Annotated in this window: 22 protein-coding genes; 10 read left to right on the forward strand and 12 right to left on the reverse strand. The window is 56.9% G+C overall.

Going from position 1 to position 25,164, the window contains the following annotated elements; translation table 11 throughout:
- Positions 1-2: 2 nt before the first annotated feature.
- Both GSQ62_RS15995 and GSQ62_RS16000 read right to left on the reverse strand, forming a co-directional pair.
- Entirely contained in the window at positions 3-293 is a 291-nt protein-coding gene (locus tag GSQ62_RS15995; protein WP_161890435.1) for an NAD(P) transhydrogenase subunit alpha, read from the reverse strand.
- Positions 290-1,423, reverse strand: coding sequence for a Re/Si-specific NAD(P)(+) transhydrogenase subunit alpha (locus GSQ62_RS16000; protein ID WP_161890436.1), 1,134 nt, complete (start codon positions 1,421-1,423; stop codon positions 290-292). The genes GSQ62_RS15995 and GSQ62_RS16000 overlap by 4 nt, the downstream gene beginning before the upstream one ends.
- A 719-nt stretch (positions 1,424-2,142) precedes the next feature.
- On the opposite strand from GSQ62_RS16000, the gene GSQ62_RS16005 reads away from it, so the two are divergent.
- Positions 2,143-2,676, forward strand: coding sequence for a TetR/AcrR family transcriptional regulator (locus GSQ62_RS16005; protein ID WP_161890437.1), 534 nt, complete (start codon positions 2,143-2,145; stop codon positions 2,674-2,676).
- A gap of 183 nt (positions 2,677-2,859) precedes the next feature.
- On the opposite strand, the gene GSQ62_RS16010 is transcribed toward GSQ62_RS16005, so the two are convergent.
- The 9 genes from GSQ62_RS16010 to kduI form a co-directional block, all read right to left on the reverse strand.
- On the reverse strand, positions 2,860-4,158 hold the full coding sequence (locus tag GSQ62_RS16010; RefSeq protein WP_161890438.1) for a TRAP transporter large permease: 1,299 nt from the start codon (positions 4,156-4,158) through the stop codon (positions 2,860-2,862).
- Between the two features lie 155 nt (positions 4,159-4,313).
- Complete coding sequence (locus GSQ62_RS16015) at positions 4,314-4,808, reverse strand: TRAP transporter small permease (RefSeq protein ID WP_161890439.1); 495 nt, start codon at positions 4,806-4,808, stop codon at positions 4,314-4,316.
- 9 nt (positions 4,809-4,817) lie between these two features.
- Positions 4,818-5,873: a TRAP transporter substrate-binding protein gene (locus GSQ62_RS16020; RefSeq protein WP_161890440.1), complete on the reverse strand. Its 1,056-nt coding sequence runs from the start codon at positions 5,871-5,873 to the stop codon at positions 4,818-4,820.
- Complete coding sequence (locus GSQ62_RS16025; RefSeq protein WP_161890441.1) at positions 5,873-6,547, reverse strand: bifunctional 4-hydroxy-2-oxoglutarate aldolase/2-dehydro-3-deoxy-phosphogluconate aldolase; 675 nt, start codon at positions 6,545-6,547, stop codon at positions 5,873-5,875. Before GSQ62_RS16025 ends, GSQ62_RS16020 begins: the two co-directional genes overlap by 1 nt.
- A gap of 35 nt (positions 6,548-6,582) precedes the next feature.
- Positions 6,583-7,596, reverse strand: a complete 1,014-nt coding sequence (locus GSQ62_RS16030) for a sugar kinase (protein WP_161890442.1) — start codon at positions 7,594-7,596, stop codon at positions 6,583-6,585.
- Between the two features lie 178 nt (positions 7,597-7,774).
- Positions 7,775-9,190: a tagaturonate reductase gene (locus tag GSQ62_RS16035; RefSeq protein WP_161890443.1), complete on the reverse strand. Its 1,416-nt coding sequence runs from the start codon at positions 9,188-9,190 to the stop codon at positions 7,775-7,777.
- Positions 9,191-9,272: 82 nt separating this feature from the next.
- A complete protein-coding gene (locus GSQ62_RS16040) occupies positions 9,273-10,322 on the reverse strand; it encodes a LacI family DNA-binding transcriptional regulator (protein ID WP_161890444.1) in 1,050 nt (349 codons plus the stop codon).
- Between the two features lie 42 nt (positions 10,323-10,364).
- A complete protein-coding gene (locus GSQ62_RS16045; protein ID WP_161890445.1) occupies positions 10,365-11,153 on the reverse strand; it encodes a gluconate 5-dehydrogenase in 789 nt (262 codons plus the stop codon).
- Positions 11,154-11,160: 7 nt separating this feature from the next.
- Positions 11,161-12,000, reverse strand: a complete 840-nt coding sequence (gene kduI / locus GSQ62_RS16050; RefSeq protein ID WP_161890446.1) for a 5-dehydro-4-deoxy-D-glucuronate isomerase — start codon at positions 11,998-12,000, stop codon at positions 11,161-11,163.
- A 1,182-nt stretch (positions 12,001-13,182) separates the two neighbouring features.
- On the opposite strand from kduI, the gene GSQ62_RS16055 reads away from it, so the two are divergent.
- The 4 genes from GSQ62_RS16055 (at position 13,183) to GSQ62_RS16065 (ending at position 19,587) form a co-directional block, all read left to right on the forward strand.
- Positions 13,183-14,541: an alpha-L-fucosidase gene (locus tag GSQ62_RS16055; protein WP_161890447.1), complete on the forward strand. Its 1,359-nt coding sequence runs from the start codon at positions 13,183-13,185 to the stop codon at positions 14,539-14,541.
- Between the two features lie 281 nt (positions 14,542-14,822).
- Positions 14,823-14,933 carry a twin-arginine translocation signal domain-containing protein gene (locus GSQ62_RS20885; RefSeq protein ID WP_237586687.1) on the forward strand — a complete coding sequence of 37 codons (111 nt, stop codon included), beginning with the start codon at positions 14,823-14,825 and terminating at the stop codon, positions 14,931-14,933.
- A 26-nt stretch (positions 14,934-14,959) separates the two neighbouring features.
- Positions 14,960-16,096 carry a Gfo/Idh/MocA family oxidoreductase gene (locus GSQ62_RS16060; protein WP_237586690.1) on the forward strand — a complete coding sequence of 379 codons (1,137 nt, stop codon included), beginning with the start codon at positions 14,960-14,962 and terminating at the stop codon, positions 16,094-16,096.
- A 71-nt stretch (positions 16,097-16,167) separates the two neighbouring features.
- A complete protein-coding gene (locus GSQ62_RS16065) occupies positions 16,168-19,587 on the forward strand; it encodes a family 16 glycoside hydrolase (protein ID WP_161890448.1) in 3,420 nt (1,139 codons plus the stop codon).
- Between the two features lie 89 nt (positions 19,588-19,676).
- Here the strand turns inward: GSQ62_RS16065 and GSQ62_RS16070 are convergent, their stop codons facing one another.
- A complete protein-coding gene (locus GSQ62_RS16070; RefSeq protein WP_161890449.1) occupies positions 19,677-20,552 on the reverse strand; it encodes an AraC family transcriptional regulator in 876 nt (291 codons plus the stop codon).
- A gap of 278 nt (positions 20,553-20,830) precedes the next feature.
- Between GSQ62_RS16070 and fucP the strand changes: the two genes are divergently transcribed.
- The 5 genes from fucP to GSQ62_RS16095 all read left to right on the forward strand — a co-directional run bounded on the left by fucP (position 20,831) and on the right by GSQ62_RS16095 (position 25,154).
- A complete protein-coding gene (gene fucP, locus GSQ62_RS16075; protein WP_161890450.1) occupies positions 20,831-22,165 on the forward strand; it encodes an L-fucose:H+ symporter permease in 1,335 nt (444 codons plus the stop codon).
- A 90-nt stretch (positions 22,166-22,255) separates the two neighbouring features.
- Positions 22,256-22,597 carry an L-rhamnose mutarotase gene (locus GSQ62_RS16080; protein ID WP_161890451.1) on the forward strand — a complete coding sequence of 114 codons (342 nt, stop codon included), beginning with the start codon at positions 22,256-22,258 and terminating at the stop codon, positions 22,595-22,597.
- A 21-nt stretch (positions 22,598-22,618) separates the two neighbouring features.
- Positions 22,619-23,383 (forward strand): SDR family NAD(P)-dependent oxidoreductase, encoded by a 765-nt coding sequence (locus GSQ62_RS16085; protein WP_161890452.1) that lies wholly within the window; start codon positions 22,619-22,621, stop codon positions 23,381-23,383.
- Between the two features lie 93 nt (positions 23,384-23,476).
- Positions 23,477-24,334 carry a fumarylacetoacetate hydrolase family protein gene (locus tag GSQ62_RS16090; RefSeq protein ID WP_161890453.1) on the forward strand — a complete coding sequence of 286 codons (858 nt, stop codon included), beginning with the start codon at positions 23,477-23,479 and terminating at the stop codon, positions 24,332-24,334.
- The gene (locus GSQ62_RS16095) at positions 24,321-25,154 is read left to right on the forward strand and encodes an amidohydrolase family protein (RefSeq protein WP_161890454.1); all 834 of its coding nucleotides are present in this window, start codon (positions 24,321-24,323) and stop codon (positions 25,152-25,154) included. Before GSQ62_RS16090 ends, GSQ62_RS16095 begins: the two co-directional genes overlap by 14 nt.
- Positions 25,155-25,164: the final 10 nt, after the last annotated feature.

A 25,164-nucleotide genomic window follows, 5' to 3' on the forward strand; every position in this document is an offset into this window, starting at 1 on the left:
TCTTACTTCTTTTTCTTCTTAAACATCTGCAACATGCGGTCCGTCACCACATAGCCGCCCACCACGTTCAGGGTAGCCAGCAGCAGCGCGGCAATCGCCATCCACTTGCTCACTGACCAGTCTTCCGGCCCGGCGGCCACAATGGCGCCCACAATGGTGATGCCGGATATGGCGTTGGAGCCGGACATCAGCGGCGTGTGCAGCGTGGGCGGTACCTTGGAGATAAGCTCGAAGCCCACGAAACTGGCCAGCACCAGCACGTAAAGAAGTACAATTAGTGTTTCTGCATTCATACTGTTTTAGCTAATATTTCTCTTGTAAACTGATGTACCAACTCTCCCTGGTGCGTGATCAGCGAGCCTTTGGTCACTTCCTCGTCCATCTCCCACTTAAAGCCGTCTTTGGTGGCCAGGTGGAGCAGCAGCGTGCTGATGTTTTTGGCGTACAACTCGCTGGCATTCACCGGCACCATGGCGGGCAGGTTCGACTCGCCGATAATGGTCACGCCGTGGCGCACCACCGTCTGGTTAAACTCGCTCAGCGCGCAGTTGCCGCCCGACTCCACGGCCATATCCACAATCACGGAGCCCGGTTTCATGCTGGCCACCATCTCTTCCGTTACCAGCAGCGGCGCTTTTTTGCCGATGACCAGGGCCGTGGTAATCACCAGGTCGGCATCTGATATGTGTTTAGAAATGAGTTCTTTCTGTTTCTGAAGGTACTCGGCGGACACCTCGCGGGCATAGCCGCCCTCTGTTTTCACGCCCTCGGCCTGCACCTCCAGGAAGCGGCCGCCCAGCGACTCTACCTGCTCCTTCGTCTCGGGGCGAACGTCGGTTACCTCCACCACGGCCCCCAGGCGCTTGGCGGTGGCCACCGCCTGCAGGCCGGCCACGCCCGCCCCGAAGATGAGCACGCGTGCCGGGGTAATGGTGCCGGCCGCCGTCATCATCAGCGGGAAGATCTTGCCCAGGGCGTTGGCCCCCAGCAGCACCGCTTTGTAGCCTCCCAGGTTGGCCTGCGAACTCAGGGCGTCCATCTTCTGGGCGCGCGAGATGCGCGGCACGGCGTCCATGGCGAAGGCGCTGATGTTCTTGCTCAGGCATATATCCACCAGCTCGGGCACGGTGTAGGCATACAGAAACGAGATGAGCGCGCTGCCGTCCCGCATCAGCAGGGCTTCCTCCGGGGTGGGGGCGTTTACCTTCAGCAGCACGTCACTGTCTTTCAGCAGCGCAGCCCTGTCAGGGAAAATGATGCCGCCAGCGTCTTCGTAGGCACGGTCGTAGAAGCCGGAAGCATGGCCGGCGTCGCTTTCAATACCGCATTTAAAACCGGCTTTTGTGAGTGACTTCACCACGTCCGGTGTCAGGGCCACCCTTCTTTCGGATAGTTTCCCCTCTTTAAGTACAGCTATATTCAAGGATTGTATATATTAAGTGTGACTTGAGATTTTAGTAGTTTTGTATAGTTTCGGCCCCTGCACTGTGCATGGGAATCGAAACTGCGGGAGCGGCGCAGGCATGCACGCTTTCGATGCCATGCTCACCCGGGCCTTGCTTCAAACAAAGCCGCCGTTAGCCCTGTTATGTGTTCAGTTGCCACACATGAGAGGCCTGCCCCTACGGTAATTGCGCCTAAACGATTAGCTAATTTAGCAAAATTTTCAATAGGGCTGCACTAATGTTGGGAATGTGGCCGAAAAACTGCTGCATTTTTGAAAAAAGAGATGAAAAAGCGTTCCAGAACATGCTTTTCCGGTAATTTATATGTGCCCCGTCATACTTTTCATGTAAGCTACGAGGATGTCTTAGAGCAAATGGGAAGCGCATAGCCCCATGAGGCAGGAACAGGACCGGCAGAGATACCTGCGCGTTTCCTTTGTGTTAATTTAGGGCTTTTTAGATGGTGTTTCCGCCCACAGTGCTTAATTTTGGGCAGTTGTTTATACGTACAAGAATATTTCATGCTTCGCGTTATATAGCTGTTTAGGCATAAAACGATGATCCCCAGTAGAGGAATTCCGTATCTTCTTATTTATGAAGGGTATAGACGGCCTTTGCGGGGCTCTTGGTCCTGAGTCAACACACGGTGCCCGGGCAGGTATCAGCACAGAGGCTGAAAACATTTCGCTATTTCAAGATGCTTAAAACGAAGAAAGAGATTATTTTAGAAACGGCCCTGAATCTTTTCGCTGACAAAGGATATGAGGCCACACCCACCAGCCTGATTGCGAAGGAGGCGGGGGTGTCGGAGGGCCTTATCTTCAAACACTATATCAGCAAAGAGAACCTGCTGGAGGCGGTGGTGAAGGCCGGTTACAGGCGCATCACTGACAGAAGCAAGGGCCTGGTAGTGGAAGAGGACCCGCACAGGCTGATTGAGACCGTGCTCGACATGCCCCTGAAACTGGTGGAGGAGGAGCGCAACTTCTGGCGCATGCAGTTCCGCCTCGTCGATGAGGAGATCTCGCAGAAACACCACATGCGCTACTCGCAATCCGTGATGCAGAAGCTGGAGGGCGCGTTTAAGAAGCTGGGCTACGCAGAGCCGGAACTGGAGACGGAGATTCTGATGCTGCTGGTAGAGGGGCTGTGGCGGATGTACCTGCTAAACGAGGACAAGGGCCACTTCGTGAAAATGCTCGACCTCATCAAGGCCAAGTACAGAAAGTAGCTTATAGATGCCATATATGCTGCTAAGCCGGTATATATAGAAGAGAGATAGAAACAAGCGCAGCACTCACAGGGCCATATCCTTTTGTGAGTGCTGCGTTCTTTATGTGTCGGCCATATATAAAATGTAAATAACTTGTAGTCGGGCAAGGAAATCTCCCGCCGCACTTCCAAACCGGCCCTGCTACAAACCAAATGCCCGCGGCAGCCAGAGGCTGAGTTCGGGTATATACGTCACCAGCAGCAGCGCCGCCACCATGGCAATAAACAGCGGGATGAGCGGACGGATCACTTTGCTGATGCTTACCTCGGCCACCCCGCACCCCACGAAAAGCACCGAGCCCACCGGCGGCGTGCACAGGCCGATGCACAGGTTCATCACCATGATGATGCCGAAATGCACCGGATCGACGCCGAGTTCGCGCACCACCGGCAGAAAGATCGGCGTGAAGATCAGGACCGCCGGCGTCATATCCATAAACACACCCACAAAAAGCAGAATCAGGTTGATGATGATGAGGATGACGATTTTGTTGTCGCTGATGGACAGCAAAGCCTCGCTGAACGCCTGCGGAATGTTGGCATACGACATCACCCACGACATGCCCATCGAGGTGCCGATCAGCAGCATCACGATGGCGGTGGTGATGACGGTGTGAATCAGGATATCCGGCAAATCGCTCGACTTTACCTGCCGGTATACCACCATCGAGAGAATAAATGTATATAGCACAGCCACGGCCGAGGCCTCGGTGGCGGTGAACACCCCAGCTATAATGCCGCCAATGACCACCACCAGCAGCAGCAGGCTGGGCACGGCATCAAGAAAACGGCGGATTACTTCTTTCAGCGAGGTTCTGTCGCCCACCGGGTATTTCTTCTTGTAGGATATATAGCCCGCCACCAGCATCAGCACCACCCCCAGCAGGATACCGGGTATATAGCCGGCCACGAACAAAGCCGCGATGGACACACCGCCGCTGGCCAGGGAATAGACGATGAGGATGTTGCTGGGCGGGATGATCATGCCCGTGGTGGCCGAGGTGATGTTCACCGCCGCGCTGAAAGGCCTGGAGTAGCCCTCCTTCACCATGCGTGGGTTCATGATGCCTCCGATCGCCGAAGCGGCCGCCACCGCAGACCCCGAAATAGCGCCAAACAGCATGCAGGCTACAATATTCACGTAAGCCAGTCCGCCCGGCAAAGTGCCCACCAGACTTTTGGCAAAATCGATGAGGCGCGAGGCAATGCCGCCCCTGTTCATGAGCTGCCCCGCCAGAATGAAGAAGGGGATGGCGAGCAGGGCGAAACTGTCGAGGCCGGTGGCCATGCGCTGGGCAAGGGTGGTGAAGGCAGCCTCCGGGGCAATGCTCACCAGCATGGTCAGCAGCGCGGCAATACCGATGCAAAAAGCGATGGGCACCCCTAAGACAAGCAGTGCGATAAAGCTGATGACCAGTACGAGTATTTCCAGGAGTTCCATGTATGTCTTTTATATATAGCCTGCTGGCGTTTGGGTATGAGATTTGAATTGAGGGACTATATAAGCTTGCCGCAAATGAAGAGGTACATGCCCGCCAGTTGGTCTGAATGCTCCATTCCTACATTCGGGAAGTCTGTTGTCTTGCGTCTCGGCGTCTACATCATCTCCTTGCCTATTTCCTCCGGCTCTTCCGGGCTTTCGGTGAGGCCCGCGAGGCTGTAGTAGATGATGAGCAGGCCGCTCAGGGGCACCACCATATATACATAGCCCAGCGGCACGTTCAGCGCAGCAGACGTCTGCCGCAGCGTCAGGGTGATATAGACGAGGTTGATGCCGCCCCACACCATCGCAAACAGGGCAAAGAGGGCCACCAGCACATGGATGAGCACGTTCAGGTTGCGCTGCTTTTTGCCCTCCAGGCTGGCTGGCAGCAGGTCGATGGCCAGGTGCATGCGCTTGCCTGTCACGTAGCTCGCCCCCAGCAAACTCACCCATATCAGGAGATACCTTGACAGTTCGTCGGTGAAGGAGCTAGGCGAGCGCAGGATAAACCGGGAGCCCACCTGCCACAGCACGTTCAGGACCATGGCCGCCATCAAAACGACCAGCACCCAGTACAGGCCCCTGTCCAGTCTCTCTCTGAATTTCATATCGTTCAACTATTTTGTGGTGAGGGGAGCAGGCTGCTCCGGTTTATCTTTCCCGGCGGCCTGTATTCGCTTGAGGAGAACATATACCTCCGGCTCATTTTTGTAGCTCTCGTACAGCGGCTCCACCTTTTCGGCGAAAGGCGCCTTGTCGGGATAAGTGACCTCAACACCGGCCTTTATCACCTCCCGCAGCGCTTCCTCCTCAGCCTCCTGCCAAAGTTTTTGCTGCACCACCGCCGACTCTTCTGCCGCCTCCTGCAGCCATTGCTGCTCCTGTGGCGTCAGTTTTTCCCAGACTTTGGTGCTGATCAGCAGGATGTCCGGCACCATGGTGTGCTCGTTCAGGGCGTAGTGCCGGGCCACCTCGTAGTGCCGGGCGAGGTAAAAAGTGGGCGGGTTGTTCTCGGCCCCGTCCACCACCCCCTGCTGCAGGGCCGTATATATCTCGCCGGTGGAGATAGGCGTGGCGGCTCCCCCAAACGCATTCACCATCTGGATGGCAGTGTTGCTTGCCTGCACCCGTATCTTCAGGCCCTTCAGGTCGTCGGGAGTGTTGATGGGTTTGTTGGCCGTGTAAAAGCTCCGGCTTCCGGCATCGTAGTACGTCAGGCCGCGCAACCAGTACTGTTCTCCCTCCGTCAGAAGTTCCCGGCCGATCTCCCCCTCCAGCACATCGTAATAATGCGCCTTGTCGCGGAAAATGTAGGGCAGGCTCAGCACCTTAAAGTTCGGGGAAAAACTTTCCATGGTGGCCGCAGACACCTTGGTCATCCCCAGGCTACCGATCTGCAGCAGTTCCACCGCCTCCCGCTCGCTGCCCAACTGTGAGTTGGGGTATAGCTTTATCGCCAGCTCACCGCCCGATTTCTCCTTTAACTTTTCAGCCATATATAACATCGCCTGGTGTACCGGGTGCGACACCTCCAGGCTGTGCGCCAGCTTTATCTCCTTTGTTTTGGAGATTTCCTCACAGGAGGAGGCCAGCAGCAGCAGGGTAAAGGCGCAGAGGCTGAGCAGCAGCTTCCGGAGTTTCTGAAGAGAAGGGGAACGGGGATATGGAGCCATTACTTTTTCCTCACCTTTCGGATGGTTTCCAGCGCGGCGCGTGTCCGTTCCTCCAGCTTGGCGAAATCCTGCGCGGCGATGAGGTCTTTGCTGATGAGCTGGGAGCCCATGCCCACACAATGCGCGCCGGCGGCAAACCAGGCCCGCAGGTTCTCTTCCTTCGGCTCCACGCCGCCTGTGGGCATGATGCTCGTCCAGGGGCAGGGGCCTTTGATGGCGGAGATGAAATCCGGGCCACCCACCTGCTGTGCCGGGAAAATCTTGATGACCTCGGCACCCAGTTCCTCCGCCCGCGATATCTCGGTCAGGCTGCCGCAGCCGGGCGCCCACATAATCTTGCGGCGGTTGCAGACGATGGCCATCTCCTCCTTCAGCACCGGCGACACGATGAAATCGGCGCCGCATTGTATATAGAGGGCAGCGGTGGGCGCGTCCACCACCGAGCCAACGCCCAGCATCAGCTCCGGGAAGGAGGCGCGGGCATGTTTGATGAGCTGCGCAAAGGTCTCGTGGGCGAAGTCGCCGCGGTTGGTGAACTCAAACACCCGCACCCCGCCGTCGTAGCAGGCTTGCAGCACCTGCTTGCAAATTTCCAGGTCGGTGTGGTAAAACACTGGGACCATGCCTGTCTCCGCCATTTTCAAGGCTACTTCTATCCGGCTGAATTTTGCCATAATTGCTTTGTCTATATATAGTTCAGATGAAAAAATCAACGCACGAGCTTGCCGGAGGTGTTGCCGTTCAGCAGGGCCTCCACCTCTTCCACGGTCGCCAGGTTGGCGTCTTTCCGGATGGTGTGCTTCAGCACCGAGGCGGCCACGCCAAAGTCCAGCGCTTTCTGGTCGTTGGCGTAGGCCAACTGGCCATATATAAAACCGGCCATGAAGGCATCGCCGCCCCCAATTCTATCCACAATGGGGTTGATGTCGTAGGTCTGGGTCTCGAGCATCTGCTGGCCGTCCCACAGCATGCCCGACAGCGTGTTGTGCGTGGCGCTGACGGAGCCGCGGGTGGTGTTCACGATTTTCCGCACTTTCGGGAAGCGCGCCATGATCTGGCTGAAGACGGAGGCAAGTTCGTTTGCCTCGGTTTTTCTGGGGCTGATGTTCAGGATGTCCTTTGCGTCGCCTTTGCCGGAAACGATGATGTCGCAGCCGGCAATCAAGTCGGGCATGACCTCGCTGGCGGTTTTGCCGTACTGCCACAGGTTTTTCCGGTAGTTGATGTCCGCTGAAACGGTCAGACCTTTTTGGTTGGCCACTTCGATGGCTTTGGCGCAACAGGCGGCGGCCCCGGCCGAGATGGCCGGTGTGATGCCCGTCCAGTGGAACCAGCCGGCGTCGGCGAACACCACGTCCCAGTCAATCATATCCGGCTCCAATGCTGCGAAGGCCGAGTGGCTGCGGTCATAGACCACTTTGCTGGCCCGCACGCTGGCACCCGTCTCCAGGAAATAAATGCCGAGGCGGTCGCCGCCGTACAGGATGTGCTGCGTGTCCACGCCGTATTTCCGCAGCAGGTTGGTGGCCGCCTTGCCGAGCTCGTTGTCGGGGAAGCGCGTCACGTGGGCAGCGCCGACGCCTAATTGAGCCAGGGAGACGGCCACGTTCGCCTCGCCGCCGCCGTAGGTGGCCTCGAAGTGCGTGGATTGGATGATGCGCGCGTAGTCTGGCGTGGAGAGCCGGAGCATGATTTCACCGAATGTGATAACCTTTTTTCTCATATCGGAATTTGATATATAATGTAGCGTTGTGGTAGCAGCTATTCTTTATCCGGGCTGCGTGTCGGCAGCTTCTCGGTGAATGTATATATGGTGTATGTATATATAGCTCTTTGTTGCCTGGTTACAATGTAAAAAGTATTCCGGACTTCTGCAGCGCCTGCCGCAGATTAGCCCCGTTTTACAGCCGTTTGCTACTTTGCTCCATCTGCCGGACAACGTTTGCCTGCAGTCCTGGCACCTGGGTCAGATCAATTCCCCAGAACTCTGTGTTGGAGAGCACCGCAGCTGCCACCGCGGCAATGTCGCCTTGCTGCCAGGCCTTCTCGAAAAACTGCAGCACCTCGGGCGAGTCGTTCAGCGGGATTTTTTCACCGTGCCATGCTCCCCTGTAGAAAAGAATCAGGGCGGCCAGGGCGTGCAGCAGGCGCTCCGGCAGTTGGCCCCTCCGTGCTATATAGGCCAGCACCGACGGCAGCACGCGTACTTTATACTTCGAGATGGAGTTCAGGGAAATGGAAAGCAGCTCGTGCCGGATGAAGGGGTTCCGGAAACGCTCCAGCACATCTGCGGCGAACTGCTTCAGTTCCTCCCCCGGCCTGTCCAGCGTCGGGAGAACCTCCTCATATATGGCCTCCCGGATAAACCGGCCTACCTGCGCGTCCTCCACCGCCTCCTGCACCGTGCGCAGGCCGCGCAGGTAGGCCACCGGCACCAGCGTGGTGTGGGCGCCGTTCAGGATGCGTACCTTGCTGGTGCGGTAAGGGGTGAGGTCGCGCACGAATTTCACCTGCAGGCCCGCTTCCTCTGCCGGGAATTCCTGCTTCACCGACTCCGGCGCCTCGATCACCAGCAGGTGGTACGGTTCTGCCGTTACCACGAGCTGATCTTTGTATCCAAGTTCCTGCTGCACATCTTCTATGGTGTCCTGCGGGAAACCGGGCACGATGCGATCCACGAGGGTGTTGCAGAAGATGACGTGCTCCTTCACCCAATCCGTGAATTCCTGTGGCAGGCTCCAGGTGTCTGCGTAGCGCAGCACGATATGGCGCAGCGTGTCTCCGTTGTTTTCAATCAGCTCCGTCGGGATGATAATCAGGCCTTTCTCTCCTGCGCCACCGAAATGCTTGAAGCGGCGGTGCAGCATAGCCGTGAGCTTGCCGGGGAAGCTGGCGGGGATGGCATCCGGGCCCGTGTCATGCTCGTCATATATGATTCCTGCCTCGGTGGTGTTGGAGAAGATGAACCGGAGGTCCGGGTTCTCGCCGCGCTGCAGGTACGCTTCGTAGTCGTCGTAGGGGTTCAGGGCGCTGGCAAGGCAGGTGATGAGCCGCTGCTGCTGCGTCGGCTTACCGCCCTGGATGCCCTTCAAGAGCACATGGTAAAGGCCGTCCTGCTGCTGCAGTGTTTCGATAATCCGGCGGCTCCTGTCGCGGGGCTGTACCACATCCACCGCCCCGTTGAAGTTGGTCCGCTCGTTCAGCACGTCAATCATCCAGTCCACGAAGCCCCGCAGGAAATTGCCCTCCCCGAACTGCAGTGCCTTCACCGGGCGCTGTTGTTTTATACCGGCTGTCTCTCTGTTGAGTGGTTTCATTATAGGTTCATGTTTTGCAGGTGCCTGACTTTATATATATATAAGCCAGCCTCTCCGTGCTGAAAGTTTACAATCCTGCGGTTTATATATGGCCTGCCGCTGGCGGCTTTATCCTCAGAGACGATTCCCTGACAATCAGCTCCGGCTTCAGCACTATCTTCTGGGGCAACGGCTTCCTGTCATCCGCTTTCAGGTGCTCGAAGAAAAGCTGGGCGGTCCTTTTGCCCATCGTCAGGCTAAATTGGTCCACGGTCGTCAGGGCCGGGTCCGTGAAGCAGGTGAACGGCTCGTTGCTGAACCCGGCAAGCGCCACCTCCTCCGGTATCTTTATCTTGTTTTCCTTCAGCACCTGCATGGCCCCCATCGCGCCGTAGTCGCTGGCGGAGAAAACGGCGTCCGGTCTGTGCCGGAGCTGCAGCAACTGCTGCATGCTCTCGCGGCCGTCCTCCAGTTGCAGGTTGCTCTTCACCACCAGTTCCTCGTCGTAGGCAATGCCGTTGTCTTTCAGGGCGTCTGCGTAGCCGCGCAGGCGCTCTTTAAAGATGCTCACTTTCCTGGGACTCGTGAAGTGGGCGATGCGGCGGCAGCCCTGTTGCACCAGGTGCTCCACCACCTGGTAGGCCCCCAAGTAATCGTCTATCATCACCTGGCTCACCTCCAGCAGGTCGGTGGTGCGGTCGAAGAGCACCAGCGGAATACCCTCTTGCTGGATCTTTTTATAATGGTCGAAGACCTCCGTGTTTTTGCCGATGGAGGCGATGATGCCGTCCACGCGGGCGCTCAGCAGCGCGTCGATGGTCTGGATCTCCTTTTCGTAGTTGTCGTACGACTGGCAGATGATCACCTTGTAGTCCAGTTTGTTGGCCACCTCCTCGATGCCGCGCACCACCGAGGCGAAAAAGGCCCGGTCGGCGGTGGGCACAATGATGCCGATGATGTGGCTCCGGCCATGCCGGAGCGCAGCCGCGATGTTGTTGGGCTGGTAGTTCATCTGCCTGGCGGCTTTGTGAACGGCCTTGCGGGTGGCCTCGCTGATGCGCGGGTTGTTGTGGAGGGCGCGCGAGACCGTGGAAGCCGTGATATTGAGCTTCTGGGCTATGTCGTGGATAGTTACCTTGGACTTGTGCTCCATATCCGCTTTGAAAGCTCCCCGCGGCGAGCGGGAAAAGCTTTGCTACTGCTCGTTTCGTGGTTTGCCGATGGTGGCCAGAATGCCCCCGTCCACGTAGATGATTTGCCCGTTCACAAAGTCGCTGGCCCTGCTGGACAGGAAAACGGCGACGCCCTCCAGGTCACTGGGGTCGCCCCAGCGCCCTGCGGGGGTGCGGTTGATGATGAAGTCGTGGAACGGGTGGCCCTCCACCCGGATGGGGGCTGTCTGGTCGGTGGCGAAGTAGCCGGGCCCGATGCCGTTCACCTGGATGTTGTGCCGCGCCCACTCGGTGGCCAGGTTGCGCGTCAGCATCTTCAGGCCGCCCTTTGCCGCCGCGTAAGCCGACACGGTGTCGCGGCCCAGCTCGCTCATCATCGAGCAGATGTTGATGATCTTCCCCTGCTTCCGCTCCACCATATAGCGGGCCACATGCTTGGCCATGATAAAGGGGGCCGTCAGGTCCACGTCCAGCACCTTCCGGAATTCCTCCACCTCCATCTCCAGCGCGGGCACCCGTCGAATCATGCCGGCGTTGTTCACCAGAATGCTGATAGGGCCCACCTGCTGCTCTATCAGCGCAATGTTCGCTTTGGCCTGCGCCTCGTCCGTCACGTCAAACAGGAAGCCATGCACGTCAAAGCCGTCCTGCCGGTAACTCTCCAGCGCTTTCTCCATCTTGGCGGGCGTGTTGCCGTTGATGACGAGCGTAGCGCCCGCCTTGCCCAGGCCTTTGGCCATAGCCATGCCCAGGCCGTGCGTGGCGCCCGTAAGCAGGGCGACCTGACCCGTTAAATCAAACAAACTGTTCATCTGCCTCTTATTTTAAATCAGTGGGGGCCACCTTGTCCATGTCGTTGTAGTCGAGGTTCTCGCCGGCCATGCCCCATATAAAGGAGTAGTTGGAGGTGCCTGCGCCGCTGTGGATAGACCAGGGCGGGGAGATGACGGCCTGCGTGTTCTTCACGAACAGGTGGCGGGTTTCCTGCGGCTCTCCCATGAAATGCGACACCACCTGGTCTTCCGGCAAATCGAAGTAGAGGTAAGCCTCCATGCGCCTGTCGTGGGTGTGGGCGGGCATGGTGTTCCACACGCTCCCTTTCTGTAATTCGGTCAGGCCCATCTGCAGCTGGCAGGTTTCCACCACCGAGTTGATGAGCAGCTTCCGGATGATGCGGTGGTTGGAGTTCTCGAGCGCCCCCGTCTCCACCGTCTCCGCCTCGTTTAGCGACACCTTTTTAGTGGGGTAGGCGTGATGCGCCGGGGCGGAGTTGAAGTAGAACTGCGTTTTGCCGGAGGCGGCCGGGTGAAAAATCACCTCCTTCACGCCCTTTCCTATATATAAGGCCTCCTTGTTGTCGAGTGAAATCGTCTCGCCGTCTACCGTCACGGTGCTGGCGGCGCCAATGTTGATGATGCCCAGTTCTCTTCTGTCCAGGAAGTTCTCCGAGCGAAGCGTCGGGATTGTTTCCAGTTTTAGTGGTCCTGCGGCGGGCTGTGCGCCTCCTATTATCAGGCGGTCATATAGCGTATACACCATCCGAATGCTGTCCTGCTGGAACAGGTCCTCAATCAGGAAGGCCTCACGGAGCTTTGCGGTATCGTAAGTTTTGCTGTCGGCGGGATGGATGGCGTGTCGGACGGTGTAGTGCATACGCATAGTTTTGGACATATGAATGTAAACGTTTGCGCAAATTATAATTTATTCTGACTTATGCTATAGCCCTACGATTTTTTGTGCCAAAGGCACCTTCAGGCTTGTACTGGTGCGGAAGTGTCATTATTTTTGACTAATCCTTAAAGTGCTACGCGGATATGCATTTTAGCAGAGGGAGTAAGATTTGTTTAAAGATCAGTTGGAGCCGGAATAAATTGTTTTTGCCATACAACCGATTGCACACACGGTTTGAGGTAGTTTGTAGAGATAAGCCATCCGACACTGCCGCCTTGCCTATCCGGTGGTAAAACAGCCGCTCTGACGGAAGAGATGGGAGGTAGTGGCCCGGCACCCATGGCCAACGCCGGTTTCTGGACAGCCCGCAGTCCAGAAACCGGGCATATAGAAAGCTTGCCTGTTACTTGATGGGGCATTCGATAAGGAGGTGCATGATGACATTCAATGGCTTTTTCAGAATTAGGAACGCTTTTCAGCCAAAAGATTAGTCTTTATCATTTATCAAAATACAGCGTCTGCTCAAACAAAACACCCTTACTAACCAATTATCAGCTTTTTCTATTCATAGTCACCCCGTATATATACGCATATATACCGTCAGCTTTAGCGAAGCGGTAAAGGTGACTTATATAGCCGAAAGTTACGCTGCCGCTAAACCTGCGGCACGAACTGAATATTCCCCCTGAAGATGAGCCTCCGGCTAGTGGGTTATGTACCATCCCCGAAAATAAGTCGCCGCGATAGTTATATATGTGCAAAGGCAATACAAAGGGTAGCTGAAGAATCCTTCTTTAATCCGGCGTTTCCGCCGCATTCTCCGGTACGCGAGACCTTGCCTTCAGTCAGCCGTTGTAAAAGCATCCCTTGAGTAAGGATGGCAAATAGATACGATTAACACAACTACAGTGTATTTATCTATTTTTTTTAACAAGTAAGGGTTACTTCTTGCAAATACAATGAATATTACCTAAACTGTTACTTCAAAACCTGTGTGGTCGTACACATAATTGTATTTTTTGCTGATGGTGTAACGCAACGCGGCAATTGGCAGCTGCAGAATGACCTGACCGGGCTGATAGCAATCCTGTACAAAGAGAGAACAGGAAAGCTCGGAAGGCCCCAATGGCATCAGTCTCTGTGGTTGGTTACTGAATCTTATAAACACCCATGAAAAAGCATGCCTTAATTGCCCTTTTGGCTGTCGCCGTGTCCTCGTCAGCCCTCGTGGCGCAGGAACTGCCGAAACCGGAGCCGCGTCAGCTGGAGTGGCAAAAGCTAGAGACGACAGCCTTCCTCCACTTCACCGTGAACACCTACACGGGCAAGGAGTGGGGCGATGGGACAGAGGACCCACAAATCTTTAATCCCACTGAATTCGATGCGCGCAAACTGGTGAAGACGCTGAAGGACACCGGTTTTAAAATGGCGATCATCACGGCCAAACATCACGACGGCTTCTGCCTTTGGCCCTCCAAATACACCGACCACAGCGTGGAGAGCAGCCCCTGGAAAAACGGGAAAGGCGATATGGTGAAAGAAATCGCCGACGCCTGCCGCGAGTACGGCATCAAGTTCGGCTTCTACCTCTCCCCCTGGGACCAACACGAGCCCAGTTACGGCACCTCTACCTACAACGCTTTCTACAAGAACCAACTGCGCGAGCTGCTGACCAATTATGGCGAGGTGTCGGAGGTGTGGTTTGATGGCGCCAAAGGAGAGAACGCCAAGAACATGGAGTATGACTTTGACGGGTACTGGCAACTGGTGCGCGAGCTGCAGCCGCAGGCGGTCATGTTCTCGGACGTGGGGCCGGACGTGCGCTGGGTCGGGAACGAGACCGGCAACGCAGGCGAAACCTGCTGGTCCACGATAGACACCGTGGGCATGGCCCCCGGAAAAGCTGACCCCAAATACCTGAACACTGGCGACCCGGACGGCAAGCTGTGGATTCCGGCGGAGACGGACGTTTCCATCCGGCCGGGCTGGTTTTACCATCCCGAGGAAGACAGCAAAGTGAAAACCGGGAAGCAACTGGTGGATTTATATTACAAGTCTGTAGGCAGGAACAGCCTGCTGCTCCTCAACATTCCTCCCAATAAGAAAGGCCTCTTCGCGGAGCAGGACGTGAAGAGCCTGCATGATTTCAGAGCCATCCTTAACGAGACCTTCCGCACGAACATGGCGGCCGGAAAAGCCGATAAAAAACTGACCGACAAAGAACTCTCCTCCTATATAACCCTGAAAGAAAAGCAGCCGCTCGTGCTGGATTTCAAAAAGGAGATAGCCTTCGACAGGGCGATGTTCCAGGAGAACATTGCGGAGGGGCAGCGTAATATCGAGGCGTTGCTGGAATACTGGGACGGGAAGAACTGGCAGAAAATCGACCAGTTCTCCACCATCGGATATAAACGGTTGTTGCGGTTCCCGCAGGTGAAGACCTCGAAAGTGAGGGTGACGGTGCTGGGCGCCAAGCAGCCGGTGCAACTGGCCGAGATAGGCTTTTACAAAGCATCCGCGAGAGAATAGCTGAATGGAAAACAGGGCACGCCGCTACTATTGTCCATCAGTTTAGCAGAAGGTGATGCCGGAAAGGTCCGCCTCAGACCACCTGCCGGTGGTGGCAACCTTGCGATATGAGTAAGGCTAGGCCGCGGGAAAGGAGGATCGCGGCGGCGGCTGGAACTGGCAGGGGGCGTGCTGCTGAAAGTTCAGAAGCTGGTGAAAAGCGTTTTACGGATGCTGTCCATATATATCCGAAGGGTTAACTCAAAATTGAAACTGTACTGGCATATAATTATAAATTTTTCATGAAGACGAGTAAAGAGAACTCAAGAAGAGACTTTATAAAGAAATCCGCGGCCACCATCGCCGCCTTCACGATCGTTCCCCGCTTCGTGCTGGGGGGAGGGGCTACGTAGCCCCCAGCGACCAACTCACCAAAGCCGTGATTGGGGTAGGCGGCATGGGCCGCAACCACTTCCCGTACGGCGACACCCGGGTAGTGGCCATCTGCGATGTGGACCAGAACCACCTGAAGATAGCCACGGACATGCTGGGCAAAGGCGTGAAGACCTTTACAGACTACCGCGAGGTGCTGCAGCTGCCGGAGGTGGACATCGTACACATCGCCACTCCGCCGCACTGGCACGGCATCATGGCGGCCGACGCAGCCCGCGCCGGCAAGGACATCTGGTGCGAGAAGCCCATGACCCGCACCATCGGGGAGGGCAAGCGCGTGATGGAGGCGGTGCAGCAGCACGGCCGCATCTTCCGCCTCAACACCTGGTTCCGCTTCGACGACATCTTCTATGGCATGGGCACGCCCGTGAAGCCCATCAAGAAGCTTGTGGAGAGCGGCCTGCTCGGCTGGCCCCTGAAAGTGACGGTGGGCCGGGGCACAGGCTTCGACTGGAAGTTCTACTGGGTGGGCCAGACCAACCTTGAGCCCGCGCCGGTGCCGAAGGAACTGGATTACAACATGTGGCTCGGCCCTGCGCCCTACAAGCCCTACAACCCGCACCGGGTACACGCCACCTTCCGCGGCTACTGGGACTATGACGGTGGCGGCCTCGGCGACATGGGCCAGCACTACCTGGACCCCGTGCAGTACTTCCTGGGCAAAGACAACACCAGCCCCGTGTCGGTGGAGATAGACGCGCCGCAGCAGCACCCGGACGCGGTGGGCACTTGGCGCCGGATTACCTATACCTACGAGGACGGCTGCCAGATCATCCTCGACGGGGAGGGCAAGGAGGAAAACATGGCCTATATAGAGGGCCCCAACGGCAAGCTTTTCCCAGGCTTCCGCTCTGACATTCCGGATATATGGAAAAAGCTCGCGGCCTTCCCCGATCCGGAACCTCAGGTGACGGACTTTGTACAGGCAGTGAAGGAGCGGAAGAAATTCGCGCTCAACGAGGAGAACGGGCACAGGTCCTGTACCCTTGTGAACATCGGTAAGGCGGCAATTCATTTGGGCCGCTCCCTGAAGTTCGACCCGGTGAAGCAGGTGTTCATCGACGACGAAGGCGCCAACCGCCTGATTAACCAGCCGATGCGAGCCGATTGGACAATCGTGTAACAGCGCTGTAGAGCCACCTGAAATTATTCTGTTTATATCCTATATAACAATATTCTATTTTGAAATCTGACATGAGAAAAATAGCGCTACTTTTTATTGCCCTGCTTACCGTGAGCACAGCGGTAACCGGGCAACGGAAGGACGACAAGCGGACACTTGCCACCAAGATAGCCGACCTGCTGGCTGAGATGCCTGCCAACGACACCGAGCAGTTTAACGCCAGCATGAGCGAGATTGCCGCCATGGGCAAAGAGGGGATTGTGGCGATGGCCGGCATGATGGTGGACCCGGAGCAGGGAGACAACACCGGGCTGGAGTACGCCCTCGGCGGCTTCTCCTATTACGTGGTGCAGCCGGGCCAGGAAGAATGGCGGCAGTTGAGCGTGGACGCCTACTGCCAAGCCCTGACGGCAGCCGGAAACGAAGAGAACAAAGCCTTCCTGATCAGGCAGTTGCAACTGGTGGGCAATGACGCCGCGGTGCCCTGCCTGCAGGCATACCTGAGCGACGCCCGCCTGTGCGCGCCCGCCGCAAAGGCCCTTATCAACATAAACACGCCAAAAGCCAGCCAGGCGCTGCTGCAGGCCCTGCCCAAGGCGCAGGAAGACTGTCAGCTGACGCTGGTGGAGGCCCTGGGCGACACCCGGACGGCAGAAGCCGTGGCGGTAATCACTCCGCTGGCCACCAGCCAGGACGAAAAGCTCCGGAAGCTGGCGCTATATGCCCTGGCGAACATAGCAGACCCTTCGTCTGAGGCAGTGCTGGCGAAGGCCGCCGCGGAAGACGGCTTCACTTTTGGGCGCGACAACGGCACTGCTGCCTATCTGCTTTACACGCAGCGCCTGGCAGAGAGCGGAAAGCAGCAGCAGGCGACAGAGATAGCCCAGTCGTTGCTCAGCAGCACCGGCCAGGACGCGCAGGTGCATACCCGCACAGTGGCGCTGGCCTTGCTCACAGACATGCAGGGTGAGCAGAACATGCCCCTGTTGCTGGCTGCAGCATCGGACGGGAACCCGGAGTACCGGGCTGCCGCGCTGAAGTTCGCAGGTGACTATATCACGCCTGCCACCACGGACATGTGGGTAAAGAAGCTACGGAAGGCAGAGCCGGAGGCAGCCGCTGAAATTATCACCATGCTGGGCATGAACCATGCGGAGGCTGCCATGCCGGCTGTTATCAAAGCGCTCCGCAGCAGAAAGGACGAGGTAAAGCTGGCCGCCATCGGGGCGGTGGGCCGGATGGGTAACGCAGAGGCGCTGCCCAGGTTGCTGAAAGCCATCCGCAAAGGCGACTCAACAGAAATAGCCGCCGGAAGGGAGGCCCTGTTTATCATGGAAGCGGAGGGGCTGACAGACGCCGTGGCCGATGCGCTGCCGAAGATGCCGGAGGAGGCCCAGGCGGCCATGCTTCAAGTATTGGGGCACCGTGCGGCCAGCGGAAGAATTGACGATGTGTTTGCCTTTGTGAAGGATAAAGATGCCGGGGTTCGGATGGCCGCGCTGGCCGCGCTGGAGCAGATGGTGACGAAGGAGCACCTGCCCCGCCTCTTCGCGTTACTTGGCGAGACAACCCAGCCGGAAGAGGTGCTTGCCGTGCAGGACGCCATTGTGGCCGCCGTGCAGGGGTTTGAGGACCAGTCAGAGCGTGCAGCGCTCGTGTTGCAGCAAATGGAGTCTGTTCCGGCGGAGAAGAAACCCCTGTACTTTAACATACTCGCCAGCATCGGCGGAGAGGAGGCACTCGAAACGGTAGTATCTGCCTTCAACGCCGGCGACGCCGCCACCAAGGCGGCCGCCGTGGCTGCCCTGGCACAGTGGTCGGACATAAGCGCGGCCACTGAACTGTACCGCATCAGCGAGAATCCCGCCAACGCCGAGTACCTGGACCGTGCGCTGCGTGGATTCGTCCGCGCGATCAGTGTGTCGGATTACCCGGCCGCACAGAAGGTGCTGATGTTGCAGGAGGCGATGGCGGTCGCCAACACGCTGGAGCAGAAACAGCTGATACTGAAGGAGACCGGACGCAACAGAACGTTCCCGGCCCTGGTTTTCGCGGGCGAGTACCTGCAGGAGCGCGGTTTGCAGCAGGAGGCCGCCATGGCCGTGATGAGCATCGCCCTCTCCGACACCAGTTTCCAGGGCGACATCGTGCGCGATTTGCTCAACAAGACTGTGGAGGTGCTGCAAGGCCCCGACAGCGAGTACCAGAAAGAGTCCATCCGCAAGTTCCTGAACGAGATGCCGAAGGGCGAAGGATTTGTGTCGCTGTTCAACGGCAAGGACCTGACCGGCTGGAAAGGCCTAGTGGAGGACCCGATTAAGCGCGCGAAGATGGACGCCAAAACGCTGGCCGCGAAGCAGAAGGTAGCCGACGAGGAGATGAGAAGGGACTGGAAAGTGGAGAACGGGGAGATAACGTATGTCGGCAAGGGCTACAACAACCTGGTGACAGAAAAGCAATACGGCGACTTCGAGATGTTCGTGGACTGGAAGATATATGACGACGGCAAGAAACAGGGCGACGCCGGCATATACCTGCGGGGCACGCCGCAGGTGCAGATGTGGGACACGTCCCGCGTGGCAGACGGCGCGCAGGTGGGCTCCGGCGGCCTGTACAACAACCAGGTGAACCCAAGCAAGCCGCTGAAGGTGGCCGACAACCCGCTCGGCGAGTGGAACAACTTCCACATCATCATGAAGGGCGACCGCGTAACGGTTTACCTCAACGGCGAGCTGGTGACGGACAACGTGATACTGGAGAACTACTGGGACAGGAGCAAGCCTATCTTCCCGATAGAGCAGATAGAACTGCAGGCGCACGGCTCCCCGGTGGGCTACCGCAACATCTATATCCGCGAGCTTCCGAGGCAGGAGCCCTTTGAGTTAAGCGCTGCTGAGAAGAAGGAAGGTTTCAAGGTGCTCTTCGACGGCACCAACATGCACAACTGGCAGGGCAACACCGCCGACTATGTGATTGAGGACGGGGTAATGGTGGTGCGCGAGCCAAAGTTCGGCAGCGGGGGCAACCTGTACACCAAAGAGCAGTACGGCGACTTCGTGTTCCGCTTTGAGTTCATGCTCACGCCCGGCGCCAACAACGGCCTGGGCATCCGCACCCCAATGGAAGGCGACGCCGCCTACGAGGGAATGGAGATTCAGATACTCGACAACGACGCACCCATCTACAAAGACCTGGAAGAATATCAGTTCCACGGCTCGGTATATGGCGTGATACCCGCCAAGCGCGGCTTCCTGAAATCTGTGGGGGAGTGGAACTATGAGGAGGTGATCGTGAATGGATCGAAAATTAAAGTGATCCTCAACGGCACCACCATCCTGGACGGCGACATCAAGAAGGCCGGCCAGAACGGCACGCTCGACGGCAAGAACCACCCGGGCCTGAAGCGCGACAAGGGCTATATCGGCTTCCTGGGCCACGGCTCCACCGTGAAGTTCCGCAACATCCGGGTGAAGGACCTGGGCAAAAAGTAAAATTTAAGTCCATATAAAAGCAGAATCCCCTGCCAGTATGTATAAACTGGCAGGGGATTCTGCTTTTATATGGAAGGGTATATATAATGCTATACCTCCACTTTCAGGTACTCCTGCTGATAACCCTGCGGGGTCTTGCCCATGATCTCCTTGAAGTTCTTGTGGAAGCAGCTGAAGTTGTTGAAGCCGCTCTCGAAGCAAAGCTGCTTGATGCTCATCTTGTTGTCCACAAGCAGCTTGCAGGCAAAGCCCACCCGTATCTCCGCCAGAAACTGGGAATAGGTCTTGCCGGTTCTCTCCTTGAAGTAGCGGCAGAACGAGTTGGGCGTCATGCCGGCGATACCGGCAATCTCCTCCAACTGGATCCTGCGCTTGAAGTGTGAAAGCGTGTGCTCATATATGGCATTGATGCGCTCGTTCTCCGCGGCCGAAAGGTCGGCCTGAAAGCCGATGGAGGAGAGCATCGTGAGTTCATCCTCCTCTGCAATGGCCACCAGGCACTTCAGCAGGGCTATCATCCGGTGAACGCCCTTTGTCCGGCACGCTTTCCCCATCAGTTTGCTCACCTTCTGCCCGGCACCGCCAGTTATCAGGATGCCCCTTTTGGCCCTGTCCAGCAACACTTTCAGCTGCTTGTTCTCGGGCAGGTGGAGAAACCGGTCGCCCCAGAAATTCTCCGTGAAGTGGATGGTGGTGGTGTAGGCAACCGCATCGTTGCTGTCGCGCAGGTAGATGTCGTCGAACCGCCAGTAGTGGGGCAGGTTTGCGCCCACCAGCACAATGTCGCCGGGGCGGAACCGCATGATGCTGTCGCCCACGAACTGCATGCCGCTTCCCTTATGGAAGAGAATCAGCTCCACCTCGGGGTGAAAGTGCCACCTGTTGTTCATATAGGGGATCATGTTCTGCCGGACGCTGAATGAACTCGTGGGCCCTGTTGCCACCTTTAGGAGCTGGGGTTTCATGGGGTATATGCCTGATTTGTGAGGAGTCTGGGGTAAATAAGGTAAAATAACATAACGATAGGTTAAATTATGCCTAAAAAGTTTCCTGAATTAGACATTACTTTAGAAATTGTAAGCTGAGTGAGCAGTTACAACGGCTTAGACTCTTGCCTGCTTTCTGCTTATATAGGTTTGATGCTTTAGCTTGGGCGGCATTTGGCGGCAGTTGCACCGCTTGCCCAGGAAGATAGGGCTTGCGCCCGGAAACGCGATAAAACTCAGGAAACATATATAAACGAATGGCGGCAGGCACCAACAAATCTTTCCTTATCAGGCCGGGCAACATCTGGCCCTTTCTGCTCATCACGAGCCTTTTCTTCCTCTGGGGCCTGGCCAACAACATGACGGACACGCTGCTGGCGGCGTTCAAGCGCATCATGAGCATGTCCGATTTCCAGACCTCCTGGATTCAGCTGGCCTTTTACGGCGCATACTTTTGCCTCGCGCTGCCTGCGGCCATCCTCATCAAGAAATACACCTACAAAACCGGCATCCTGGTGGGGCTGGGCCTGTTCATTTTGGGCTCGCTGCTCTTTTACCCGGCCAGCATCACGATGACCTACAGCCACTTCCTGATTGCGCTCTACGTGCTGGCCGGTGGCCTGTCGATATTGGAGACTGCCGCTAACCCGTATATCGTGGCGATGGGGCCGGAGGAGACAGGGACCCGGCGTCTCAACCTGGCGCAGTCCTTCAACCCCATCGGTTCCATTACGGGCGTGCTGCTGAGCAAGGTGTTCATTCTCTCCCAACTCAACCAGTCCAGCGCCGAGGAACGGACGGCGATGAACCCGGAGCAGCTGGCCGCTATGCAGTCGGAGGAGTTGGCGGCGGTGATGGGGCCCTATGTGGGTGTGGCGCTGTTCCTGGTGCTTATCTGGCTGGCCGTGAAGTTCACGGATATGCCCAAAGCCTCAGACGCCGATACCAGGCTGGACCTGCTGCCCACCTTCAGGCGCCTGCTCAAAAGGCCTCATTACGTGTGGGCCGTGGTGGCGCAGTTTTTTTACGTAGGAGCCCAGATTGGCGTGTGGTCGTACAGCATCCGGTATGTGATGCAGGAAATCCAGCTGAACGAAGACGAAGCCTCCAGCTACTATATGGCCGCCCTGATCCTGTTCATGGTTTCCCGCTTCATCTTCACGGCCCTGATGAAGTACATCAGCCCGCGCAACCTGCTGCTGATAAGCGCCGTGGCGGCGTCTATTTGTACGCTGCTGGTGATATATGGCAGCGGCTATCTGGGGGTATATGCCCTGACGGGTATCTCCGGTTGTATGTCGCTGATGTTCCCGACCATCTATGGCATGGGCATCCGGGGCCTGGGCGACGATACCAAGATTGGCGGCTCTGGCCTGATTATGGCGATTCTGGGCGGGGCCCTTATCACCTCTGTGCAGGGCTATGTGTCGGACGTGACGCAGGACATCAGTCTGGCCTTTTACGTGCCGCTGGTTTGCTTCGTGGTGGTGGCGCTGTATGCCATCGTGTCGGGCAGGCTGGAGCCCAAAAGCAGCAGGCCGGGAAGCGAGGCCGAGGCGCTGCCAAACGACTCGTTTCAGAAGGTGGGCTAAAGGCGCGGGTTTATATATAAAGCAGGTGTGTGGACGGAGCGCAGGCCATATATAAAATAACTGCTATCCGTCATATATAAAAATTGAGAAATGAAACGATATTGCCTGGCGCTGGACCTGAAAGACGACCCTGCGCTGATAGCGGAATATGAGCAGCGGCACCAGGCCATATGGCCGGAAATCAGGCAGAGCATCCTGGACGCGGGTATCACGGTGATGGATATCTACCGGTTTGGCAACAGGCTTTTCATGATTATGGAGACGGAAGATTCCTTCAGCTTTGAGAAGAAGGCGGCGATGGACAAGGCAAACCCGACGGTGCAGGAATGGGAGCAACTGATGTGGCAGTACCAGCAGGAGATTCCGGGTGCGCAACCAGGGGAGAAGTGGGTGGTGATGGACAGAATGTTCTCGTTGCAGGAAAAGGATTAATCAAGAAGTTATATATAAACTATGTTCCAACTGAACAACAAGACGGCGCTGGTTACGGGCGGCGGTAGCGGCATCGGGAAAGCGGTGGCGCTAACCTTTGCGCGCCAGGGTGCCACCGTACACATACTGGACGTGAACCAGGAAAACGCCGCCCAAACGGTAGCGGAGATTACAGACGCGGGCGGCGAAGCCGCAGCCCATACCTGCGACGTGACTAACCAGCAGGAAGTGGTGGAGAAATTCCGCAGTATCGGCAAGCTGGATATACTCGTCAACAGCGCCGGCGTCTCCCACATCGGCAAGCTCGAGACCACGCAAGAGCAGGATTTTGACCGTGTTTTCCAGGTGAACGTGAAAGGGGTATATAACTGCCTGTTCGCGGCCATCCCGCTGATGAAGGAAAACGGCGGCGGGGTTATCCTGAACCTGGGGTCTATTGCTGCCTACCTGGGCCTGCCCGACCGTTTCGCCTACTCCATGAGCAAGGGCGCGGTGCAGTCCATGACCGTGTCGGTGGCTAAAGACTACCTGCACGACAACATCCGCTGCAACAGCATCTCGCCCGCGCGGGTACACACGCCTTTCGTGGACGGCTTCCTGGCGAAAAACTATCCCGGGCAGGAAGAGGAGATGTTCCAGAAGCTCTCAAAAACACAGCCCATCGGCCGCATGGCGAAGCCCGACGAGATAGCCGCCCTCGTCCTCTACCTCTGCTCCGACGAAGCCTCCTTCATTACCGGCAACGACTACCCCATTGATGGCGGCTTTGTGAAGCTGAATAATTAGGTTGGCTGATTGTCAGTATATGGCTACTACTTCAATAACATCAAAATTATAAACCATACGGGCTTCTATATAGAAGAGGCCATACCAAATACTATGAAATTAATACGCTACGGAGAACCAGGAAAAGAGAAAACAGGAGTCATAATCAATGACGAGCACTACGACACATCTGCCTTTGGGGAAGACTACAACGAGCAGTTTTTCGAGTCAGGCGGCCTTGCGCGGCTGGAGCAGTTTGTGAAGGAGAACGAAGGCAAATTAGAGCGTGTGCCGGAGAATGCCCGCCTCGGCAGCCCGGTCGCGCGCCCTTCCAAAATCCTCTGCATCGGTCTCAACTACGCCGACCACGCCAAAGAAACAGGCGCCAAGCTGCCTCCCGAGCCGGTGATTTTCATGAAGTCCACCACTTCGCTGGCAGGGCCGAACGACGACATCATCATCCCGAAAAACTCCGTGAAAACGGACTGGGAAGTGGAACTGGCCTTTGTGATGGGCAAGAAAGCAAGTTACGTGGACGAGGCCGAGGCGATGGAATACGTGGCGGGCTACTGCCTGCACAACGACGTGTCGGAGCGGGAGTTCCAGTTGGAGCGCAACGGCACCTGGGACAAAGGCAAGGGCTGCGATACCTTCGCGCCACTCGGCCCGTTTCTGGCCACGAAAGAGGAAGTAGCAGACGTGGACAACCTGCGCCTGTGGCTGAAAGTGAACGGCGAAACCATGCAGGACGGTAATACCGCCAACTTCATCTTCCGGATTCCTTTCCTCATATCCTACGTGAGCCAGTTCATGACGCTGCTGCCGGGCGATGTGATTTCGACCGGAACACCCGCCGGTGTGGGCCTGGGCATGGATCCGCAAGTGTACCTGAAGCCGGGCGATGTGGTGGAGTTGGGGATAGACGGTCTGGGCACGTCGCGGCAGCAGGTGAAGGCATATGCCAAGGCTTGACGCGCACCAGCATTTCTGGAAGTTCGATCCGGTAAGAGACAGCTGGATAACGGAGGATATGGCTGCCATCCGGCGGAATTTCGGACCGGAAGACCTGCAGCCTGTGCTGCAGCAGCACGGCTTTGACGGATGTGTGCTGGTGCAGTCGGCAGAGCCGGAGCACGAGAACGAATACCTGCTGGAGCAGGCAGCAAAGCATGATTTTATAAAGGGCGTGGTCGGCTGGGTTGATTTCTTCTCGGAAACGCTGGAAGAGCGGCTGGCACATTATGCCAGCTTTGAAAAGCTAAAAGGCTTCCGGTATATCCTGCAGGGCGCTGAAGACCGGGCGCTGATGCTCCGCACCGAATTCAAACAAGGCATCCGGAAGTTGCAGCCATACGGTTTCACCTACGACGTGCTGATATATCCGGACCAACTAAAGTACGCGGAGCTACTCGTTGCTGCCTTCCCAAATCAGCCTTTCGTGCTTGACCATATGGCTAAGCCCTATATAAAAGAAGGCCAAATCGACGAATGGAAGCGGGATATAAACGCCCTGGCGAAGCATGAGAACGTGAGCTGCAAAGTGTCGGGTATGGTAACAGAGGCCGACTGGAAAAGCTGGATGAAAGAAGACTTCACGCCCTATATGGATGCGGTGGTGGAGGCCTTTGGTACCGGCAGGTTGCTCTACGGGTCCGACTGGCCTGTTTGTCTCGTGGCCGCCACCTATGGTGAGGTGCTGGGCATAGCGCAGGATTATTTCTCCGCCTTCAGCCAGAACGAGCAGGAGGCTGTTTTCGGCGGGAACGCCGCGAGGTTTTATAACCTTTCTTAACACAAATTTA

The sequence above is a fragment of the Pontibacter russatus genome, from assembly GCF_009931655.1.
In the GTDB taxonomy this organism is placed as follows: Bacteria; Bacteroidota; Bacteroidia; order Cytophagales; family Hymenobacteraceae; genus Pontibacter; species Pontibacter russatus.

What these genes read in the sequence shown, in the direction of transcription:
- GSQ62_RS15995 (WP_161890435.1), bottom strand. Translation starts at nt 293, where the DNA reads ATGAATGCAGAAACACTAATTGTACTTCTTTACGTGCTGGTGCTGGCC.
- GSQ62_RS16005 (WP_161890437.1), top strand. Translation starts at nt 2,143, where the DNA reads ATGCTTAAAACGAAGAAAGAGATTATTTTAGAAACGGCCCTGAATCTT.
- GSQ62_RS16010 (WP_161890438.1), bottom strand. Translation starts at nt 4,158, where the DNA reads ATGGAACTCCTGGAAATACTCGTACTGGTCATCAGCTTTATCGCACTG.
- GSQ62_RS16015 (WP_161890439.1), bottom strand. Translation starts at nt 4,808, where the DNA reads ATGAAATTCAGAGAGAGACTGGACAGGGGCCTGTACTGGGTGCTGGTC.
- GSQ62_RS16020 (WP_161890440.1), bottom strand. Translation starts at nt 5,873, where the DNA reads ATGGCTCCATATCCCCGTTCCCCTTCTCTTCAGAAACTCCGGAAGCTG.
- GSQ62_RS16025 (WP_161890441.1), bottom strand. Translation starts at nt 6,547, where the DNA reads ATGGCAAAATTCAGCCGGATAGAAGTAGCCTTGAAAATGGCGGAGACA.
- GSQ62_RS16030 (WP_161890442.1), bottom strand. Translation starts at nt 7,596, where the DNA reads ATGAGAAAAAAGGTTATCACATTCGGTGAAATCATGCTCCGGCTCTCC.
- GSQ62_RS16035 (WP_161890443.1), bottom strand. Translation starts at nt 9,190, where the DNA reads ATGAAACCACTCAACAGAGAGACAGCCGGTATAAAACAACAGCGCCCG.
- GSQ62_RS16040 (WP_161890444.1), bottom strand. Translation starts at nt 10,322, where the DNA reads ATGGAGCACAAGTCCAAGGTAACTATCCACGACATAGCCCAGAAGCTC.
- GSQ62_RS16045 (WP_161890445.1), bottom strand. Translation starts at nt 11,153, where the DNA reads ATGAACAGTTTGTTTGATTTAACGGGTCAGGTCGCCCTGCTTACGGGC.
- kduI (WP_161890446.1), bottom strand. Translation starts at nt 12,000, where the DNA reads ATGCGTATGCACTACACCGTCCGACACGCCATCCATCCCGCCGACAGC.
- GSQ62_RS16055 (WP_161890447.1), top strand. Translation starts at nt 13,183, where the DNA reads ATGAAAAAGCATGCCTTAATTGCCCTTTTGGCTGTCGCCGTGTCCTCG.
- GSQ62_RS20885 (WP_237586687.1), top strand. Translation starts at nt 14,823, where the DNA reads ATGAAGACGAGTAAAGAGAACTCAAGAAGAGACTTTATAAAGAAATCC.
- GSQ62_RS16065 (WP_161890448.1), top strand. Translation starts at nt 16,168, where the DNA reads ATGAGAAAAATAGCGCTACTTTTTATTGCCCTGCTTACCGTGAGCACA.
- GSQ62_RS16070 (WP_161890449.1), bottom strand. Translation starts at nt 20,552, where the DNA reads ATGAAACCCCAGCTCCTAAAGGTGGCAACAGGGCCCACGAGTTCATTC.
- fucP (WP_161890450.1), top strand. Translation starts at nt 20,831, where the DNA reads ATGGCGGCAGGCACCAACAAATCTTTCCTTATCAGGCCGGGCAACATC.
- GSQ62_RS16080 (WP_161890451.1), top strand. Translation starts at nt 22,256, where the DNA reads ATGAAACGATATTGCCTGGCGCTGGACCTGAAAGACGACCCTGCGCTG.
- GSQ62_RS16085 (WP_161890452.1), top strand. Translation starts at nt 22,619, where the DNA reads ATGTTCCAACTGAACAACAAGACGGCGCTGGTTACGGGCGGCGGTAGC.
- GSQ62_RS16090 (WP_161890453.1), top strand. Translation starts at nt 23,477, where the DNA reads ATGAAATTAATACGCTACGGAGAACCAGGAAAAGAGAAAACAGGAGTC.
- GSQ62_RS16095 (WP_161890454.1), top strand. Translation starts at nt 24,321, where the DNA reads ATGCCAAGGCTTGACGCGCACCAGCATTTCTGGAAGTTCGATCCGGTA.